Genomic DNA, 18,162 nt, shown 5'->3' on the forward strand with positions numbered 1-18,162 from the left:
GGGTGTTGGAGTTTGCATGGGGCATTTTGCTTAGCCCGCCCGGCGGGTGATGCCCGGGACCTCGAACGCAGCGCACAAGTCGGCAACGTCTTTTCGCACGCAGGCATGAACATCCGGATTGTTCGGCTGGCGACAGACCAGGTCAATAAAGGCGGCGATTTGCACCATTTCCCCCTCGCGCATGCCCATTGACGTCACTGCTGGCGACCCCAAGCGAATTCCGCTTGTAACCGCCGGATCGCGCGGATCGCCCGGCACCATATTAAAGTTCGTAATGATGCCCGCCTTTGACAATCGCTCGGCGTAGGCCTTGCCCGACAGTGGTCGATCGCGCAGGTCAAGGATGAGCATGTGATTGTCGGTCCCCCCGGTAACCAGGTCATAACCTCGCTCAAGCAGCGCCTGGGCAAGAGCCTTGGCATTCTTGACGATCTGTTGGCCGTAGATACGGAATGCCGGGGTCGCCGCTTCCTGTAAGGCGACTGCTAGCGCAGCGATAACATTCATATGTGGTCCGCCCTGCAGGTGAGGGAAGACCGCGCGATCAATCCGCCTGGCGAGATTGTATTTGCTCTTCGGATGATAGAGCGCCTGATAACGGTCCTCATTCCTCGACAAAATGAAGCCACCGCGGGGGCCGCGGATCGACTTATGAGAGGTGCTGCTGACGACGTCGCAGTGGCGGACGGGATTCGGATGCGCTCCTGCTGCAATCAGGCCGCTGATATGCGCAATGTCGGCCACGAGATAGGCGTTCGCCTCCAGAGCAATTTCTGCCATTGCCGCGTAGTCAAAGACACGCGGATAAGCAGTTCCGCCGATCCAAATGAGCCGCGGCCGTTCCCGCTTAGCTGTCTCGCGCAAGAGGTCATAGTCAATTTGCTGGGTCTTTTCGTGTAGTCCATAGGGGACTCGTCGGTAGTCGGTTCCGGAAAAGTTGATAGCCCAACCATGGGTCAGATGACCCCCTTCCGGAATGGGCAAGCCCATGACTTTGTCGCAGGGCTTCAAAAGTGCGCGATAGACAGCCTGATTGGCCGGCGAGCCAGAATAGGGCTGGACGTTGGCGTGCTCGCTTCCAAACAGCTTCTTCAAGCGCTCGATGGCGAGGTTCTCAAGTTCATCGACGATCTCGTTTCCCGCATAGTAGCGCGCACCGGGGTACCCCTCGGCGTACTTGTTTGTGAAAATCGACCCGGTCGCTTCGAGCACTGCCGAGGAGGCAAAGTTTTCAGAAGCGATGAGTTTGAGCGTCGTGCGCTCCTGTCGCTCTTGTCTCAGGAGCAGTTCGTGAACGCAGCTATCAACCGAGGCTAAGGAAGTGCGTCCGTACGTGTCGGGCTGCGCGATGGCGCGCTCAGAGTTGTCCATCAGGGGCTCACGCTCCAATTGGGTCGATCTATTTCACGATCAAGCAGGCTGTCCCCTTCGGCTGCTCGCTTCGTATCGCTTCGAGTCGTTGTAAGTCTCGTTCATGATGGCCATCGCAGTGGGGCAGGAGATCGACTAGCAATTGGACCAGACCGCCGTGCTTGTCTCCTGGTTTGAGATGATAGGAGCGCCACGGGCGCTGTTCGTCGCAGCAAAGAAAGTCGGCTCTGGCGAGTAGCCGGACGTGTCGCACAACGCGATCGCGACGCAGATCCAAAATGTCTGCCAGCTCGCAGACTGTTAGATCCGCATGCGCGCAAAGGCCCAGGATTCGAAGGCGATCAAAATGCGCTGCCGCCCGTAGGCGACTGACCAGTGTCATCATTGTTCAGCATCAAACCACATGGAAAGAAGGGACACTCTTTGCACTGAATTTGTCATTTGGCGTTCTCCGCAGATGTTGCAGCTTTCGAACCAAAATTATCTCGTTGCTATATCATCGACCGGACACTCTGAGCGGTCGCGTAGATACGTACCTATTTCCACGCATGTAATTGTTTCGAACCGACAGTGATTGAGTTGGAGCAACCATGACGTGAGCTCTTCTTGCTATTGCCTTTAGTCCTAGATTTCGTGCGGTTCGGCGGTTGCAGAATAGGAAGGACCGCGGTTTTGAGTCCTCTGGCTGACCTGATAGGTTGAGATAAGCCTACCATTCACAGCGATTTCGGGTTGCTAAGAGTCTATGAATTTCTTTGAAGAAACTGTTGCACCTGCTCGCCGAGATGCCGGTCAAGATCGGCCGAGCCGCATGGTTTTAAACCAATGGGGCAACATGGTAGGGATGGAACGATGCCAAAACATCCTTGCGTCGAAGCGCACCGATCGTGGTGCGCGGCCTGCGGCTTTTGGACTTTCAAGACGTGCTCGACAAGATCAAGCCCAGCAGTCGCAACAGCGCTGAGATGAACTTATAGGGCGTGAAAGCGCTTGACGGTGGTGCCCTTGGTTACGCTCCAGGCAGCGTGACCGTCGACGCCACTTCGAAGACGTCAAGCAGAATTGCCAGCCCGACGCCGCAGGCGGTGAGGATGAGGCCGGCCATGAAAATGCGGTTGGCGCGTTCGTAGACCTGGCGTCGCAGCGAACTGATGTCGAGCAACAGCGACAGCGCCCGCATCTGCGAGGCTATGCCGACCAGGATTGGGACCACTGCGAACAGGTCGTAAAATTGCCACGGAACCGGGTTTGCCGCCCAATGTGTGACGAAACCCAGCGAAAACGCCAGCAATATGCCGACGACGGTGATCGTACCGTTGCGGAATACGGTCTCGATCGCTTCTTCCTTGGGGTTGTGCTCGTCCAATTGCCTCTCTGCAGGTCTGCGCATTCGTCGCATAGATGTGGAACTGATCCCTAGGTTCCTTCGAAGAGCGGAGTTTGCCGACTTCGGGCTGGTCGCGTCATCGGGATCGATCAATGAGTCCACCTCTTGATACAGGAAATGAGCAAAACTAAGTCGGCATGGACGCGCGATGCTGACGACGGGTGCCAGTTCCGTGCGGGCCATGTTGGCGCGCCGTGCGGAAGGGAACGACATGAAGTTCCGTCTGACTGTATCCTGGTCAGCGGCATTGAGGCCGACGAGAAAGCCGCAGGCGGCATCATACAGGATATGGCTTGATTGAAAGTCCTGGAGCGTGGCCATCTTTGATCAGGAGGGTCCGCACGCTCGCTGTCACCAAAGCAGCTCAAATGCGATCGCCGCCTTGCTCATATTCTGCGAGCCTCAAGGATCGCCGCCACTTTTGCATCGTTGAGGACAGCGATTGCGCTCGGCTCGAAGACGCGGCGTGTTACGGGCGCTGCCGTGAACACTTGCCATAGGGCATCCTCATGCTGACGGCTCGGGTTTGACGATGAACCATCCCACTCGGGAACTACACATCGAGCTCCCCGCCGCTTATTGTCGGCTGAACCGAAATCACCAATCCACGGACCAGAGCCACAAAAGCGGTCAGGATCCAGATGCTTTCGTCATGGGGCACCGGCCGGCGAACATGATCCTTCGAGGCGAAGCACGGGCGACTATCGCGAGCCCGATCCTCACATGGGGTTCTTCGAAATCTTTTCGAAGACTAGGAGCTTGGCCTGGAGCACGGCTTTCTCAATGGAATCCCCGATTGCCAGATACGCCGCTATCGCGCTGGCCAGGATACAGCCCGTGCCGCGCACCGGTCCGGCAAGCCTGGGCATGTCGAAGCGGATGGGTTCCCGGCCGCGGCTCAACAGGATATCTGTGGACCTCGGCCCTTCCGCGTGGCCGCCCTTGACGAGCAGCGCCTGCGGCCCTTCCGCAAGCAATCGCCTTTCCTGCCGCAGCGCATCATCGTCGCCCGCGGCCAATTCCGAGCCGGTCAGCACCGCCAGTTCAATGAGGTTGGGCGTGACCAGGCGGCAAAGCGGCATGAGATCACGCTTCATGACGTCGATCGCACCCGGTTCCAGCAGTTGCCTGCCCGACGAGGAAGCCAGCACCGGATCGAGGATTGCCGGTATCCGTGGATTTTCGCGCAGCACGGCGGCGACGGCAGCGATGATCTGCGCAGTTGCGAGCATGCCGATTTTGATGGCCGCCACCGCGTTGGCCTGCAATGCTGCCCGCATTTGATCGGCCACCAGGCCGGGTTGCATGTGACGGATATCCCCGACGGCGTGGTGCGTCTGCACCGTTACCGCGGTGACAGCAACGCAAGTGCGCAGGCCGATTGAAGAGATCGTTTCGATATCGCGCGCAATTCCGGCACCCCCGCTGGAGTCCGATCCGCCAACGACAAGCACATTCAAGTTTTGACTCAGCGCCCTTCCTCCGTCTTTTCGATCCATTCCCTGGTGCGCGCTTCGGGATCTGGGTTCAGCGTAATGTCCGTGACCACCGCCGCGCTGTCGGCTCCGGCCTCGAAAACCCCGCCGAGCCGCTCGGGATTGAGGCCGCCGATGGCGACCAGTGGAGTGGGTGCGACGGCGTCTTTCCAGGCGCGAAGCCTCTCGAGCCCCTGCGGCGCCCATTTCATCTTCTTCAGGATGGTCGGATAGACGGGACCCAGCGCGACGTAGTCGGGCCTGGCTGCCATGGCCGTCTGCAGTTCGGCATGATCATGGGTGCTCAGTCCGAGCCTGATGCCGGCCTCCCGTATCTGAGGGAGGCTGGCCGTTTGCAGATCCTCCTGGCCGAGATGGACGAAGTCGCAGCGCTCCTCGATCGCGAGACGCCAATGATCGTTGACGATAAGCTGGCAATCGTGTCGTGCGCACAAGGCCTTTGCCTTGCGGATTTCCGCGCGCAGCCCGTCCTCATCCATGTTCTTGATGCGGAGCTGCACCAGCCTGACGCCGAGCGGCACCAGCCGCTCGACCCAGGCGGCGCTGTCGACGATCACATAGAAGGGATCGAGCTTCATGAAAAAACCGCCCTGCCGATTGTCGGCGTCGATGGCACGGCGACGTCGCGCGGCTCGATCAGTCCCGAACCATAGGCTTCGCGGCCGGCATCGACCGCCTTGCTGAAAGCGCGCGCCATGCCCACCGGATCGGCGGCCTTGGCGACCGCCGTGTTGAGGAGCACGGCGTCAAAGCCGAGTTCCATGACGGTTGCCGCGTGCGACGGCCGTCCGAGCCCTGCATCGACGATCAACGGAACGTCGGGAAAATGCCCGCGCATCGAGCGCAGCGCCATGATGTTGACCGGTCCGAGCGCCGAACCGATCGGCGCGCACCACGGCATCAGCACCTTGCAGCCTGCCTCGAGCAGCCGTTCGGCGACGACGAGGTCGTCGGTGGTATAGGGGAATACGTCGAAACCGTCCTCGCAAAGGATGCGTGCAGCCTCGACCAAGCCGAACACGTCGGGCTGCAGCGTGTCGTGATTGCCGATGACCTCCAGCTTGATCCAGGACGTGCCGAAGACCTTGCGCGCCATTTTCGCGGTCGTCACGGCTTCCTTGACGGAATGGCAGCCGGCGGTATTGGGCAGCACCCTCACGCCGAGCGAGCGGATCAGCGACCAGAATTGCTCGCCGGCCCTGCCGCCGGCCATCTCACGGCGCAGCGAGACGGTCACCACCGATGTCCCCGACGCCTTGACCGCATCGGCAAGGATCGCCGGCGAAGGATATTGGGCGGTGCCCAGCAGCAGGCGCGAAGCCAGCTTTGTCCCGAGAAGATCGAATATCGGCTAGCCTCCCTGCATGGGCGACAGGATTTCGATCCGGTCGCCTTCGTTCACCCGCAATTCCGCCCGTTCGGCCGCAGGCACGACATCGCCGTTCAGCGCGGTAGCGAGCCAGCCGCCCTCATAGTCAAGTTCCTTCAAAAGAGCGGCGAGCGTCGTCGCCTCGACCTCAAGCGCTTCGCCATTGACGATCAGCTTCATTCTCAGACTCCAGGCCGGCAGACGAATTGTCGGCAGATGAATTGAAGAGAAGGCCGGCAGCCTGCTCGGCCATCGCCGGTGAAAGCAGGAAACCGTGCCGGTAGAGGCCATTGACCGTGATCGCGCCGTCCTTCCAGCGCTTCACCCGCGGCAGATTGTCGGGATAGGCAGGGCGCACGCCCACTCCTGTCTCGACGATTTCGGCCTCACCGAACGCCGGATGGAGTGCGTAGGCCGCATTGAGGAGTTCCATCAGCGAACGGGCGGTGATCGGTCCGTCGTGGTCGCTTTCGATCATGGTCGCACCGACCATGAAGTGATGATCGGCCCGCGGCACGATGTAGATCGGATGACGTGGATGGAGGAGACGCACGGGCCGGGTGAGCGAGACCTCCTGCGTGCGCAGGATCAGCATTTCGCCGCGCATGCCGCGCAAGTCGTCGTCGGCTCGCGCGATGCCCGTGCAGTCGATCACCTGATCGAAGCCGGAAAGGGCAAGCTCGCCCGCCTCGAAAAGGAGGACGACCCCCATCGCGCGCAGTTCGCCGGCGAGGGCTTCGAGAACCCGACGGGGATCGAGATGGGCTTCGCCGGCAAAGAACAGGCCCTGGCGAAAGCGACCGGCAAGGTCGGGTTCGAGGGCGGCAATCGCCTTTTCGTCGGCGGGCTGATGATTGCGCGTACGCGCCGCAAAACGCGCAAGCTCGAAGGCGTCGCGCGCATGGGCAACAACGAGAGTGCCGGCCCTCGTCACGAGCCCGGGCAGTGTTCTTTCCCACCAGTCGGCCGAAGTTCTGCCGAGCGTGACAACCACCTCCTCGGCGCTTTCGCGTTCGCACCAAGGGGCGAGCATGCCGCCGGCGAGCCAGGAGGCGTTGCCGCCTATCTGGCTGCGAATTTCGGCGATCGTGACGGACGCACCCCGTGCGGCCAATTCATGGGCGACGGTGAGGCCTGCCACACCGGCGCCTTTGACAAGGACGCGGCGCATGGCTCAGCGCGTCTCCTGATCTTTCTGCGCCAAAGCCTGTTTTTCCGCCTCGGGCGTTTCGACGGGTATGTAGAGATCGCCGCCTGCGCGATGCTTCTCCGCCATGGCCGCCATCCCCTCCTTCTGGGCTTCGGCGCGAATGTCGTGGGAGATGCGCATGGAGCAGAATTTCGGCCCGCACATCGAGCAGAAATGCGCCAGCTTGTGCGCTTCCTTGGGCAAGGTCTCGTCGTGGAACGAGCGCGCCGTCTCGGGATCGAGCGACAGGTTGAACTGGTCTTCCCAGCGGAACTTGAACCGCGCCCGCGAAAGCGCGTCGTCGCGGATCTTCGCCGCCGGATGCCCCTTGGCGAGATCCGCGGCGTGCGCGGCTATCTTGTAGGTGATCACGCCGGTCTTGACATCGTTGCGGTCCGGCAGGCCGAGATGTTCCTTCGGCGTCACATAGCAGAGCATCGCCGTGCCGAACCAGCCGATCATGGCGGCGCCGATTCCCGAGGTGATGTGGTCATAGCCCGGCGCTATGTCCGTGGTCAGCGGCCCCAGCGTGTAGAATGGCGCTTCGCCACAGACGGCGAGCTGCTTGTCCATATTCTGCTTGATCTTGTGCATGGGAACATGGCCAGGGCCCTCGATCATCACCTGGCAGTCCTTTGCCCAGGCGATCTTCGTCAATTCGCCAAGCGTTTCCAACTCGGCGAACTGGGCTCGGTCATTGGCGTCGGCGATCGAGCCGGGACGAAGGCCGTCGCCGAGCGAGAAGGAGACGTCATAGGCTCTGGCGATGTCGCAGATCTCCTCGAAATGCTCATAGAGGAAGCTTTCGCGATGATGGTGCAGGCACCATTTCGCCATGATCGAGCCGCCCCTGCTGACGATGCCGGTAACCCGTCCAACCGTCAGCGGGATGTAGTGCAGCCGCACACCGGCGTGGATGGTGAAATAGTCGACCCCCTGCTCAGCCTGCTCGATCAACGTGTCGCGATAGACTTCCCAACTCAGATCCTCGGCAACGCCGCCCACCTTTTCCAGCGCCTGGTAGAGCGGCACCGTGCCGATCGGCACCGGCGCATTGCGCACGATCCATTCGCGAATGTTGTGGATGTTGCGGCCCGTCGACAGATCCATGACGGTATCGGCGCCCCAGCGGATCGCCCAGACCATCTTTTCGACCTCTTCGGGCATCGAAGAGGTGACGGCGGAATTGCCGATATTGGCGTTGATCTTCACCAGGAAATTGCGGCCGATGATCATCGGCTCGCTTTCGGGATGGTTGATGTTGGCGGGAATGATCGCGCGGCCGCGCGCCATCTCGTCGCGTACGAATTCCGGCGTGACGAAGTCCGGGATCGACGCGCCGAACGCTTCCCCATCCTGTTGCAACCTGCTCCGCAGCATCTCTCGGCCAAGGTTCTCGCGGATGGCCACGAATTCCATCTCGGGCGTGATGATCCCGGCGCGCGCATAGGCAAGCTGCGTTACCGCCTTGCCGGCCTTTGCTCGCAGCGGACGGTTGCGGGTGGGAAGTTCCGGCGTCAGGCGCTCGCCTGTCGCAAGTCCGTTGTCTTCCGGCCTGACATGGCGGCCGTCATAGGATTCGACATCGCCGCGTGCCACGATCCAGTCCTGCCGATGGCGGGCAAGCCCCCTCTCGATATCGGTTTCGATCGCGGGGTCGGTATAGGGGCCTGACGGATCGTACACCGTCACCGGCGGCTCACCGGCAGTCGGGTGGACCGCGATCTCGCGCATCGGCACCTTGATATGCGGATGGAGAACGCCGGACTTGTGGATCTTCCGCGACGCCGGCAGCGGTCCCGTCGATACGGTCGGGGTCAGGGCATTCATTTGAGGCTCCTTTGCTCGTTGCATTGGAGACCCAGTTCTGTGCCGGAAGGATGAAAAGACGCTTTTGGTAGGCCTGCTTGAGACAGGTCTTCGGGCATGAACGCCCACAAGCGCTTGCACCGTCCCTACGCCAGTATGAACTGGATCAGGTTCAACGGGTCACTGCGCCGCAAAGCCAGCAGTATCTCAGCCCCTTGCCGGGACTCCCCTGGTGAATGCTTTCAAACTGACCGGGCCGGCGCCGCTTTGTCAAGCGCCTTCAGGCCGCAGCGCTGATCGGCGGCTGATCAAACTCGTCGGAAAAGATCGCGCACATGGCGGCGACAAATCGCGCGCCCGAGAACAGAGCGGAGAAGGGATAAGAAGATTGTCAAATCACCGGACTGTAAGTTCGATTCTTGCGATGATCACGCCTTCAATCGGCGCCAAAGGTTTGCGCGTAGATCGCCTCGATCCGCTCTGCCTCGTCATTCGTCAGCGCGGCGAATTCCTTTTCGCGGGCGCGGTTCGATAGCTGGCCGCCGTTCTGGTGGAGGAAACGGAAGAGCAGATCGATCAGCCGCTCGGGCATGTCGATAAAGGCATCCACATGTTGCCGGAACTGATCGTAGAGCTGCAGAACGCGGTTTCGCTGGGAAGATCCCGTTCGATGGTTCGCTGAACGCAGGCATAGAGGAATTCGGCGTGCGGGGTTGCATCAAAGAAGCGGTAGAAATCCCCGGTGTCATTCAGCACCCGGACGTTGAATTGCGGCGTCGGTTCCCATTCGACCAGTGGCAGGAGGCGCTGCGAATAGCTCTCGAGCACGCGCCTGTACTCGTCGATTTGGTCCAGGATCGCGGCCGAAACGGGCAACACTACCCCCGGCGGATTGAAGCCGCGCATGGCGAGGACGTGGTGGATTAGGTAACGATGAATGCGCCCGTTTCCATCCTCGAACGGATGGACGTAGACAAAGCCGAAGGCGAGGATTGCGGCGGCCACAACCGGATCGAGATTTTTTGCGGGGCCTTGGTCGAAAGTGCCCATCCCGTCGATAAGTCTTGGCAGGTCCTCAGGTCGAGCGTTGATGTGATCGGGCAGGGGCATGCGGTTTTCGCGGTCATGCGCACCGACGAAGCCTCCCTCCTTTCGAAAGCCAAGTCTCACGAAACGGGCATCGCCGAGGACAATTCTTTGCAGACGAAGCAGCTCATCGCGATCGATCGGTTGCCGGCCAGCTTCGGCGATAGCGCGGCCCCAGCGTTGGATGCGATCTTCCGGCGGGCGCTCGCCCTCGATGGCGTAGCTTGATCGGGAGTCTTTGAGCAAAAGAAAGGCGGCGGTCCGAGCAAGGAGGTCTCGCGGCACGTCCGCTACGATTGCCGCCGCGCGTCGCGGCAGCTCAAGGCCGATGAATTTTTCGAGCGTCTTGGTGCGGAACACCAAAGGGCAGAACTCAGGCGTACCGGGGAGATTGTCCTTTATGCGGTAGCGCGAGACCGTCTTCTCGGGTCCGGACCACTGCAGCTCGGGATCGACGACTGGAACGTAGCGTCCGGCATCAGCATCGGGTAGATCGAGACGCGCCCCCGTCAGCCATTCATATAAAAACCAGATGCGGCGGGCATAACTGCCGCTCGGGCTTTCACGGACCAGCGCCTCGATCGGCGCGGGACCGGCCACCTGGAAGAGCCGCTTGAGGACGGCAAGGTCGAGCCCTTCGTACTTGAGCGCGAAGGTCAGGTGGCCTTCGAGGGTTGGATGTGGAGCGTGGCGGGGCGTCATGATCCGCCAGCCATTCCGTTCTGTAATGCGATGATGCTGGCCGGTGGCGGACAACGTTCGCGGCAAGGGCACAGCGAGGCCATAGGCTCCGATCACGGCGCTGTAGCCGGCGGGGGTCGCCGTCTCGGGAAGACGGACTTCCCGAAAAACGATAACAGGCCCTGAAAATTGGTTTTGGTTCTGCTGCGCCGCCGCCATGAAAATTGGGCCTGTCTCTCGATTCTTGTCCAAACCGGCAGAAGTTTGTGAAAAAATGAACCTACTCCCTGAAAAATGATGCTGCAAGCGAGCCTTCGCCGAAAACGGATTTTAGAACGTTACTGAGATCCTCGGCTTCGTTGTGGAACTCGGGGCGGGACAAAACGGACATTAAAGATAATTCCTTGGTATCGTTATCGCAGCTCCGGCTTGCATCGAATCGCCAGATTGAGATCAATCTAACGCAATAAGAGATCATCCCGTGGAAGCGAGGCGAGATTGCAAGCCTCGACCACAGGCTGGGTGACGTTTGAGATCAGGACACGGGCGAATGTGCAGGCGACATTCATGGTTTCGCTCAAAGATTTTCGCCTTCTTGGGCGACGACTAGCCGTCTCAACATTGGCAGCGCCGAACGTCTTGTCGGGGCGAAACGACCGCCGCAAGGAGTAACATCGAGCCCCCTCCGGCTGCTCGGGCGCTCATAGCCGCGGCACGCATGAGCTTGCTTCCGGTCCTGCAAGGAAGTCCAGGGCTCGCCGTCGGCTCAGATACAATGTCGTTGCACGCCAGCGAGCAGCGGCTTCATCACCGATCCGCCGCATGGCGGTGTTCGGCCGTGAGGAATCCGGAGCTTGTTAAAGCTGGAAAAGAAGTATTCTTCAACCTTGCGGGGTAACGACGGCACTAAGCCAAGGGAATCGACAGAGAAGAAGCTCATCCACGAAGTGGCGGTCGGAATTTTCGATCATTTGCAGCGGCACAAGGATGTTCGGGTCATTCACTCTCTGCTGAATGCCGTCGAAAAAGACGTTTACAAGTCCGCTATAACGGAATGGTTCGCCGTTATGGGAAGGTCGACACGGACGGCACCGGAAAATTCAGACTCTCGCAGGACAAGGGTTTTGACCGCGAATTGGCCCTTGGAAATCCCTTCTGGACTTTGATATCGAACACAGAAAATCGGCGACCTTTTAATTTTTCGCGGGAGTTGGAGAAACTGGCCGCCAAAGCAACGGAAAGAGCGGTCAGTTTATCACCAGGCGATGATGTTGATCTTGTTCTCCTCTTTGAGGTAAAGCGGCTGATCGGGGTTAGCAGGTGAGGGCGTGCGCGTAGCTTTCAAGCTGCAATGCTCTCACATTCAGTGGATTGTGACGCACGCTTGCCCAGGGGCGAAGAGGGGGATAATGCGACCTTTTACACGAACGATCATAGAGCTTTTTGACGGGAAGAGACGTTATCTGATCCCTCTATACCAGCGGCAGTACGCCTGGAAGGTCACGCCGCAGTTGGAGCTGCTTTGGGAGGATATTCAGAGGGCTGCTGCGAAGCTTGAGGCGGAAAGTATGTTAGCTGCGCCTCACTTCATGGGGGCCATCGTCATCTCGCAGGTGAAGACGTTCGGCAAGCAGGTGCAGGCGTTTGAAGTCATTGATGGCCAACAGCGCCTCACGACGTTCCAATTGCTCCTGACAGCCCTGAGGGACGTGGCAGTCTCCCACTCTCCCGAGTATGCGGACGAGGTCGCCAAGTACATCTTCAATGATGGTGTAATGGAGCAGACGGAAGTCGAGCGCTTCAAGCTTTGGCCTTCACTCACCGACCGCGCCTCCTTCATCGGAGTGGTTGACCCTGAAGACAAGTCGGATGCGGCAACCTTCCGTTTGGATGATGAGCAGGGCGTGGTTCGCCCATCGGTAGCGGCGCATGCGTTCTTCAAGGATCGCATCGAGAAGCACGTCCGGCCGAATGGCGAGTATGATGCCTTCCGCATGGAGAAGCTATTCGAGGCGTTACGCGTCGGGTTGGCAGCGGTATCGATCGAGCTCGAAGGCGGCGATGACGCTCAGACGATCTTCGAAACCCTCAACAGCAGGGGTGTCGACCTAACTGCCAGCGACCTCATGCGCAACTTCATCTTTCAGCGGGCGAAGGGGTTGGGACAGACCAAGGGTTCGCTGAATGTGGATCGCCTGTACCAGAAGTTCTGGCTCCCGCTCGACGGCTGGTTCTGGAAAGAAGGGGATACGCGCGGCCGTCAGACGAAGTCCCGCCTGGATTGGCTGCTTGTCGATCACCTTACAATGAAGAAAGCGGAGACCGTTTCGGTCGACGATCTCTTCGAATCCTATCGCAGATGGGTTCTCGACCTCACGCCGTTTCCCTCCATCGAAGCCGAGCTCGAATCGATCGCGGCAAGCGCGGCGGTTCATCGACGGCTTTCAGATCAATCCGCGGACGATCCGTTGGGAAGCTTCGGGCGCTTTGCCAAGGCGTTCGACGTGTCAACGGCCATGCCTCTTGTGCTTTATCTCGCGAGCGAAAGCGGGATGGACGAAGGCGAGTTGTCCGATGCCCTCAGCCTGATTGAATCCTTCATCGTCAGGCGAGACATCTGCGGCCTCACGACCGCCAACTACAACAGGTTCTTTGTCGACATGATCGCCAAGCTTCGCGCTGACGGCCAAGTGTCAGTCGACCGCGTTCATCAACTGCTGTCCGCGAGTCAGGCGGATGCCATCCGTTTCCCGACAGACAGCGAATGGAAGGCGCAATGGCTTGGTCGCGACCAATACAAAGGGAGTCGCCAACCGCGCCTGCGGTATCTGTTCGAGGCGCTTGAACACCAGAAACGGACCGATCGCAGCGAAATTATCGCCATCCGGAGCGATCTGACGCTCGAACACATCATGCCGCAAAAGTGGCGAGAAAACTGGCCCATTCCGGGCTTTGACCATATCCCGGACGGAGAAGTGAACCCAGACCAAGTGGCAAGGGAGCTTGAGCGCGACAGTGTCATCAACAAGCTTGGGAACCTCACGCTGCTCACGCACAAGCTGAACGCCCAGGTATCGAACGGAGCCTTCTCGACCAAGATGCCCGCCGTAAAGGCGCACACGGCACTCGCACTGAATCGCGACCTTCATCAGTATGACGGTTGGGACGAGAAGACCATCACGCACCGCGGAACGGCACTGTTCGATGCGGCGTGTTCGATATGGCCCAGTCCGATGATTGCCGAGCAGAACAACCAGAGGGCAGGCGCGGACAATGCCGCTTTGACGGAACAGGCCGACGCCGCGGAGTAGGGTGGATGAAACCGGGTCCAGGCCAGACCATCAAAGCGGCATTGCCGAGGTGGCGGCGCTTGTGTGATCCGATGCACGAATAACAGCTTGGGGCGGATGGTTAGGCAGCCATCCAGGACGGGGGGAAGGAAGCTGCTCGAAACTGTCACCGCAACCGAATTCGTGAGGGTGGCCACACAGGGCCGCACTGGGCCAGCGATCTTGACTTGCGAAGACGCAGCGGGAAACCCCGTTGAGTTGTTTTGCAAGGTATCGGGCGGCTGCGATGCCGGGGTGTCAAGCTTGGCTCGGGAGAGCGTCGGAGCTTGTCTGGCAGCCGACCTCGGCTTGCCTATTCCGCGACCCTATCTTGTCGATCTGTCGCCAGAGTTCGCCGATACTGTTCCCGATGACACGGTGCGACAGAAGCTACTCGCAAGCTCGGCTGTCGGATTCGGTTCTCTTCGCGTTCCGAACCAATTCGCGGTTTGGGCAAAGGGTAACCAGATTACTGACACAATGGTGCCGGACGCAGCCGCTATCCTCGTGTTCGACGCGGTTATCCAAAATCCGGATAGACGCGACGGGAACCCAAACTGCCTCGTGAAGGGCGAGGAGCTACGGGTATTCGACCACGAGCTTGCCTTCATGACAGAGCAACTCCTGTTCTGGACCCCGCCATGGAAATTGGGCGGCTTGAGCTGGGCCGGAAACCCGGGAGCCCACATCTTCGCAAGCGGTTTGAAGGGACGAGAAATTGATTATGATCCTATCAAGGCTCTTTGGAGTAACTTGTCAGACGCGCGGCTTACGGAGTACCAGACCGCCATACCGGAAGCTTGGGCTGGGTCCGAGGCTGCCGTTCAGGCGGCTCTCAAGCTGATTCGAGACGCGCGAGACAACATTGACGGGTGTTTGAATGAGGTGCGGAGGATACTGACATGAACAATCGTCATCCGTATAGCTTTGTCGTTCTGCGTTACGTCCACGATATCGTGACGGGCGAGTTCGTGAATGTTGGCGTGATCCTGCTCGTTCCAGGCGAGAGGATTCTGAAGTGGCGTACGCGCAAAACCATTGGCCGTATCAAAAGTGTGTTCCCCGACCTGGATCGCGAAGCCTTCGTGACGGCGATGCGGAATGTTGAAAGGGGTATGCGTAGTGCGGCCAAGCAGCTACCCAAAGAGGGACTGTTCAGAGATGGAAAAGGCTTGGCATCCTATGCCAAGTCCGTCGTACCGAACGACGACAGTTCATTGCAATGGTCTTCCGTGAGTTCAGGCTTAACCAGCGATCCTTCGAAGACGTTCGAGCGCCTCTATGAGCGATTTGTCGGTCGCTACGACGTTGTCACAAAGGCAAAGAAGACGGACGAGGATGTCTGGCGGCCAGTTCGGACGTTGATCACCGAGCGAAAACTGGATGTCTCTCTGGAGAAGAAAGTCATATCCGGAAAGACCGATAGCATCGAGTTCAAGCACGCCTGGAAGAACGGCCGTTGGCACGCATACGAGCCCGTTTCCTTGGATTTAGCCGACGCGGACGGTATCAAAGACAAGGCTCGACGGTGGCGCGGACACCTTGCCGCCGTCGCCGATGACGCGAAGGAGCCATTGAAGTTGCATTTCATCATTGGCGCGCCTGAGAATCGCCAACTCATGCCTGCCTACCGGAGCGCCGTTGAGATCTTGCGCGGATCGCCCTTCGAGCCTGAGATTTTCGAGGAATCGCAGGTGGCTTCTCTGGTCGATGAGATCGAGGATGAAGTCCGCTCGCATCAGCAGGCAGGCTGAAGCATCACGACAGTTGCGGCTGCCGGGTGGCGGCTTCAGGCCCGCTCCCGCCGGAGCCTAGTCGGCCCATCGCGGAGGCCATGATTTCCGACCGAGTGGGAGGCCAGGCGCCACGCCGTCACGGGGGCCGATAGCCTGATCGAGTGGGCCGCCTAGCTGTGAGCTTTCAGGAGGTTGTCCATTCGGCCCCGACCGGGAAAGCTGAGGTTGTCGAAGCTTCAGTGATTCCCGGAGGACCGAATGAACATCCACAAGAATGCCCGTCTGACGCCGCTGCGTCGAGAGGAGATGGCACGCGACGTTGTTGATGGCCGTCTTTCCAAAGCCCATGCGGCGCTGACATACGGGGTGACGGCGAAGGTGGTGGCGCGCTGGGTGGAGCGCTTCCGGGCAGAAGGAAGCGCCGGCATGGCCGACCATTCCTCCCGGCCGAAGACAAGCCCGAGGCGAACCGAAGCCACCGTGGCGGATGCGATCGCGGCGCTGCGCCGACAGCGCCTGACTGGCAAGCACATCGCCATGGCGACCGGCGTGTCCGAGGCCACGGTGAGCCGGGTGCTGGCACGTGCCGGCCTGTCACGGCTGAAAGACCTGGAACCGGCCGAGCCGGTGCGCCGCTATGAGCGCGAGCATCCCGGTGAACTCATCCATCTCGATATCAAGAAGCTCGGCCGGATCGGCTCTGTGGGACACCGCATCACCGGGCGATATCCTGGCGCGGTCAATCGCCATCTCGGCATCGGCTGGGAGTTCGTCCACGTCTGCATCGACGATGCCTCGCGCGTCGCTTTCGTCCAGGTCATGCCCGACCAGCGCAAGGAGAGCGCTGTCGCCTTCCTCGAAGCTGCCATTGCTTATTACGCCAGCCTCGGCATCAAAGTGCAGCGCGTGATGACCGACAACCGCTCCTGCTACCGGTCGAAAGCTTTCCAGGCAGCCTGCAAGCGTCTGGGTCTGCGTCAGATCTTCACTAGGCCCTACACGCCCGAGACCAATGGAAAGGCTGAGCGCTTCATTCAGACGAGCCTGCGCGAATGGGCTTACGCCCGAGCTTACAACACTTCTTATGAACGCACCGCCGAACTGCCTCGGTGGCTTCACCGCTACAATTGGCACAGGCCACATGGCAGCTTACAATCAAAACCACCCATCAGCCGCCTCGGCCTTGATCGGGACAACCTGTTGAGGCTCCAGCTAAGTCGAGACAACATAAGAAGAAAGGGCGGGTGGCTCCCGGGCCGCCCGCCCTTTCTTTTGTGGAGATAAGGCAAGCCCGATGCCATCTGACGACCCTCCGCTTGACAGCCGACGAGCGCACCGCGCTCGACGCTTCGCATCGTCCCGGCGGGCATGGCGGCTCCTGCTGCGCCGCCGGAGGCGGCGGGGTGGGTTCCACAGGGGGCTTGCCCTCCCTTGGCCAGCGGCCGGGCGTAGCACCGCCCACTCCTGGCTACCCAACGAGGGTGCGTGCCGGCGGAGACGAGGACAAGACTTTTCCGCCGAGTCCGATCGATCGACAAACACCGAGACCTTCCGGATGCGGCGGACCCGTGTGCAGGGCGAGCTTGCCCGCCTGACCGCCGCCGTGATCGCCCTCCGGCAGGAGCCGCGTCCGTGATCGTGACCACCGTTCGCGACGGTCGCACGCGGCGCGACACGCGCTATCTGCTTGCCCACCTGTCCCGGCAGGACAATCAGCGCTCCCGTGTGATCGAGATCGCCGCGCCGGTGGTGACAGACGAGGCCGCTGCGCTCGACTACATGAGCGCGCTGCGCGATGGCAGCCGCGCTACCGTCGCCTTCCACCACCTCAGCCTCTCGCCGAGCCAGCCGCTCACCCACGAGCAGCGCGACGAGGCCGTCGCGCGCGTCCTGTCGGCGCTCGGTGCCGAGGACCACGCGCGCGTCGTCTGGGAGCATGCCGGGAAGGGCCGCCGGGTCGCGACGTGGACGTGCACTATCATATCGTCCTCTCGCACGTGGGACCGGGCGGCAAAGCCTTGGACGACAGCCGATCCTACGTCCGGCTGGAGGCCGCCGCGCGCAGCCTGGAAGCCGATTTCGGCCACAGTCTAACCCCCGGCCGCAGCACGGCCGCCGTTGCGGCCCATCTTGACCGCGTTGGCCGCGCCGACGTTGCCGCACGCGTTCGAGGCGAGGGCCCCGCCGGAGCTGCCACAGTCGGCAATGAGCAGCCGCCAGCGAGCGCGGGCGGAGCGCTATGGCGTGTCCCTCCCAGACGTGCGCGAGGCCGTCCGAGAGGCGTGGAGTCGGTCCGACAGCCTGGAGGCCCTCCGGGCCGCTCTGGCCGACCACGGCTTGTCTGTCGATGTTGGCGACAAGCCCGGCGTGTGGATCCTCCAGTGCGACGGCCACACGCTCGGTGCGCTCGATCGCCTCGCGGGACAGCGCCGCCGTGCGGTGGCGGCGCGCATGCAGCAGGAGACCTCGCCCCATGACTCAGCAGACCCCGCAGGATCGTGGCCAGAAGGTCCGTCACTTCCTGCAACGGGCTGCCCTCTCCCGGCTGGGCCGGGTCCAGGACAATTAGGAGCGGGCTCAGGGCCTCGGCCGCTTCGCGGCCTGCGCGGGCCTCCTCGTACGTGGCTTTCAATGCCCTCGTTGCAGCCATCGGGCCTGCCGCGCAACATCCGGCGAGCGGACGGCTTGCCCCAGCTCGAGGACGGCTAG

15 protein-coding genes, 1 pseudogene and 1 riboswitch are annotated in these 18,162 nt (G+C 60.8%); of the genes and pseudogenes, 6 read left to right on the forward strand and 10 right to left on the reverse strand.

Annotation, left to right across the window (positions count from 1 at the left end; translation table 11 throughout):
* Positions 1 to 30: 30 nt before the first annotated feature.
* The 10 genes from glyA to RFN28_RS20250 all read right to left on the reverse strand — a co-directional run bounded on the left by glyA (position 31) and on the right by RFN28_RS20250 (position 10,607).
* Positions 31 to 1,371, reverse strand: a complete 1,341-nt coding sequence (glyA, locus tag RFN28_RS20205; RefSeq protein WP_320289078.1) for a serine hydroxymethyltransferase — start codon at positions 1,369 to 1,371, stop codon at positions 31 to 33.
* A gap of 1,009 nt (positions 1,372 to 2,380) precedes the next feature.
* Positions 2,381 to 3,079, reverse strand: coding sequence for a hypothetical protein (locus tag RFN28_RS20210; protein ID WP_320289079.1), 699 nt, complete (start codon positions 3,077 to 3,079; stop codon positions 2,381 to 2,383).
* Between the two features lie 398 nt (positions 3,080 to 3,477).
* Positions 3,478 to 4,257, reverse strand: a complete 780-nt coding sequence (locus tag RFN28_RS20215) for a hydroxymethylpyrimidine/phosphomethylpyrimidine kinase (protein WP_320289080.1) — start codon at positions 4,255 to 4,257, stop codon at positions 3,478 to 3,480.
* A complete protein-coding gene (locus RFN28_RS20220; RefSeq protein WP_320289081.1) occupies positions 4,227 to 4,832 on the reverse strand; it encodes a thiamine phosphate synthase in 606 nt (201 codons plus the stop codon). Before RFN28_RS20220 ends, RFN28_RS20215 begins: the two co-directional genes overlap by 31 nt.
* The gene (locus tag RFN28_RS20225) at positions 4,829 to 5,602 is read right to left on the reverse strand and encodes a thiazole synthase (RefSeq protein ID WP_320289116.1); all 774 of its coding nucleotides are present in this window, start codon (positions 5,600 to 5,602) and stop codon (positions 4,829 to 4,831) included. The genes RFN28_RS20220 and RFN28_RS20225 overlap by 4 nt, the downstream gene beginning before the upstream one ends.
* Positions 5,603 to 5,605: 3 nt before the next feature.
* Positions 5,606 to 5,803, reverse strand: a complete 198-nt coding sequence (gene thiS / locus RFN28_RS20230; RefSeq protein ID WP_320289082.1) for a sulfur carrier protein ThiS — start codon at positions 5,801 to 5,803, stop codon at positions 5,606 to 5,608.
* Positions 5,772 to 6,794: a glycine oxidase ThiO gene (thiO, locus tag RFN28_RS20235; protein ID WP_320289083.1), complete on the reverse strand. Its 1,023-nt coding sequence runs from the start codon at positions 6,792 to 6,794 to the stop codon at positions 5,772 to 5,774. Before thiO ends, thiS begins: the two co-directional genes overlap by 32 nt.
* Before the next feature lie 3 nt (positions 6,795 to 6,797).
* Entirely contained in the window at positions 6,798 to 8,642 is a 1,845-nt protein-coding gene (gene thiC, locus RFN28_RS20240) for a phosphomethylpyrimidine synthase ThiC (protein WP_320289084.1), read from the reverse strand.
* 104 nt (positions 8,643 to 8,746) lie between these two features.
* A riboswitch (TPP riboswitch) is annotated at positions 8,747 to 8,862 on the reverse strand.
* Positions 8,863 to 9,057: 195 nt separating this feature from the next.
* Complete coding sequence (locus tag RFN28_RS20245) at positions 9,058 to 9,213, reverse strand: hypothetical protein (protein WP_320289085.1); 156 nt, start codon at positions 9,211 to 9,213, stop codon at positions 9,058 to 9,060.
* Positions 9,198 to 10,607, reverse strand: coding sequence for a Fic family protein (locus RFN28_RS20250; protein WP_320289086.1), 1,410 nt, complete (start codon positions 10,605 to 10,607; stop codon positions 9,198 to 9,200). The genes RFN28_RS20245 and RFN28_RS20250 overlap by 16 nt, the downstream gene beginning before the upstream one ends.
* Positions 10,608 to 11,442: 835 nt before the next feature.
* Here RFN28_RS20250 and RFN28_RS20255 point away from each other — a divergent pair.
* The 6 genes and pseudogenes from RFN28_RS20255 (at position 11,443) to RFN28_RS20280 (ending at position 17,547) form a co-directional block, all read left to right on the forward strand.
* Positions 11,443 to 11,712 carry a hypothetical protein gene (locus tag RFN28_RS20255; RefSeq protein WP_320289087.1) on the forward strand — a complete coding sequence of 90 codons (270 nt, stop codon included), beginning with the start codon at positions 11,443 to 11,445 and terminating at the stop codon, positions 11,710 to 11,712.
* Between the two features lie 85 nt (positions 11,713 to 11,797).
* Positions 11,798 to 13,699 (forward strand): DUF262 domain-containing protein, encoded by a 1,902-nt coding sequence (locus RFN28_RS20260; RefSeq protein WP_320289088.1) that lies wholly within the window; start codon positions 11,798 to 11,800, stop codon positions 13,697 to 13,699.
* Positions 13,700 to 13,795: 96 nt separating this feature from the next.
* Complete coding sequence (locus RFN28_RS20265) at positions 13,796 to 14,623, forward strand: HipA family kinase (RefSeq protein WP_320289117.1); 828 nt, start codon at positions 13,796 to 13,798, stop codon at positions 14,621 to 14,623.
* On the forward strand, positions 14,620 to 15,471 hold the full coding sequence (locus tag RFN28_RS20270) for a DUF3037 domain-containing protein (RefSeq protein WP_320289089.1): 852 nt from the start codon (positions 14,620 to 14,622) through the stop codon (positions 15,469 to 15,471). Before RFN28_RS20265 ends, RFN28_RS20270 begins: the two co-directional genes overlap by 4 nt.
* A 240-nt stretch (positions 15,472 to 15,711) precedes the next feature.
* A pseudogene (locus RFN28_RS20275) lies at positions 15,712 to 16,662 on the forward strand (IS481 family transposase); the annotation flags it as partial.
* A 429-nt stretch (positions 16,663 to 17,091) separates the two neighbouring features.
* Positions 17,092 to 17,547: a hypothetical protein gene (locus RFN28_RS20280; protein ID WP_320289090.1), complete on the forward strand. Its 456-nt coding sequence runs from the start codon at positions 17,092 to 17,094 to the stop codon at positions 17,545 to 17,547.
* Positions 17,548 to 18,162: the final 615 nt, after the last annotated feature.

Origin of the sequence: Mesorhizobium album, from assembly GCF_033977205.1 — a bacterium.
Taxonomy (GTDB): Bacteria; Pseudomonadota; Alphaproteobacteria; order Rhizobiales; family Rhizobiaceae; genus Mesorhizobium; species Mesorhizobium album.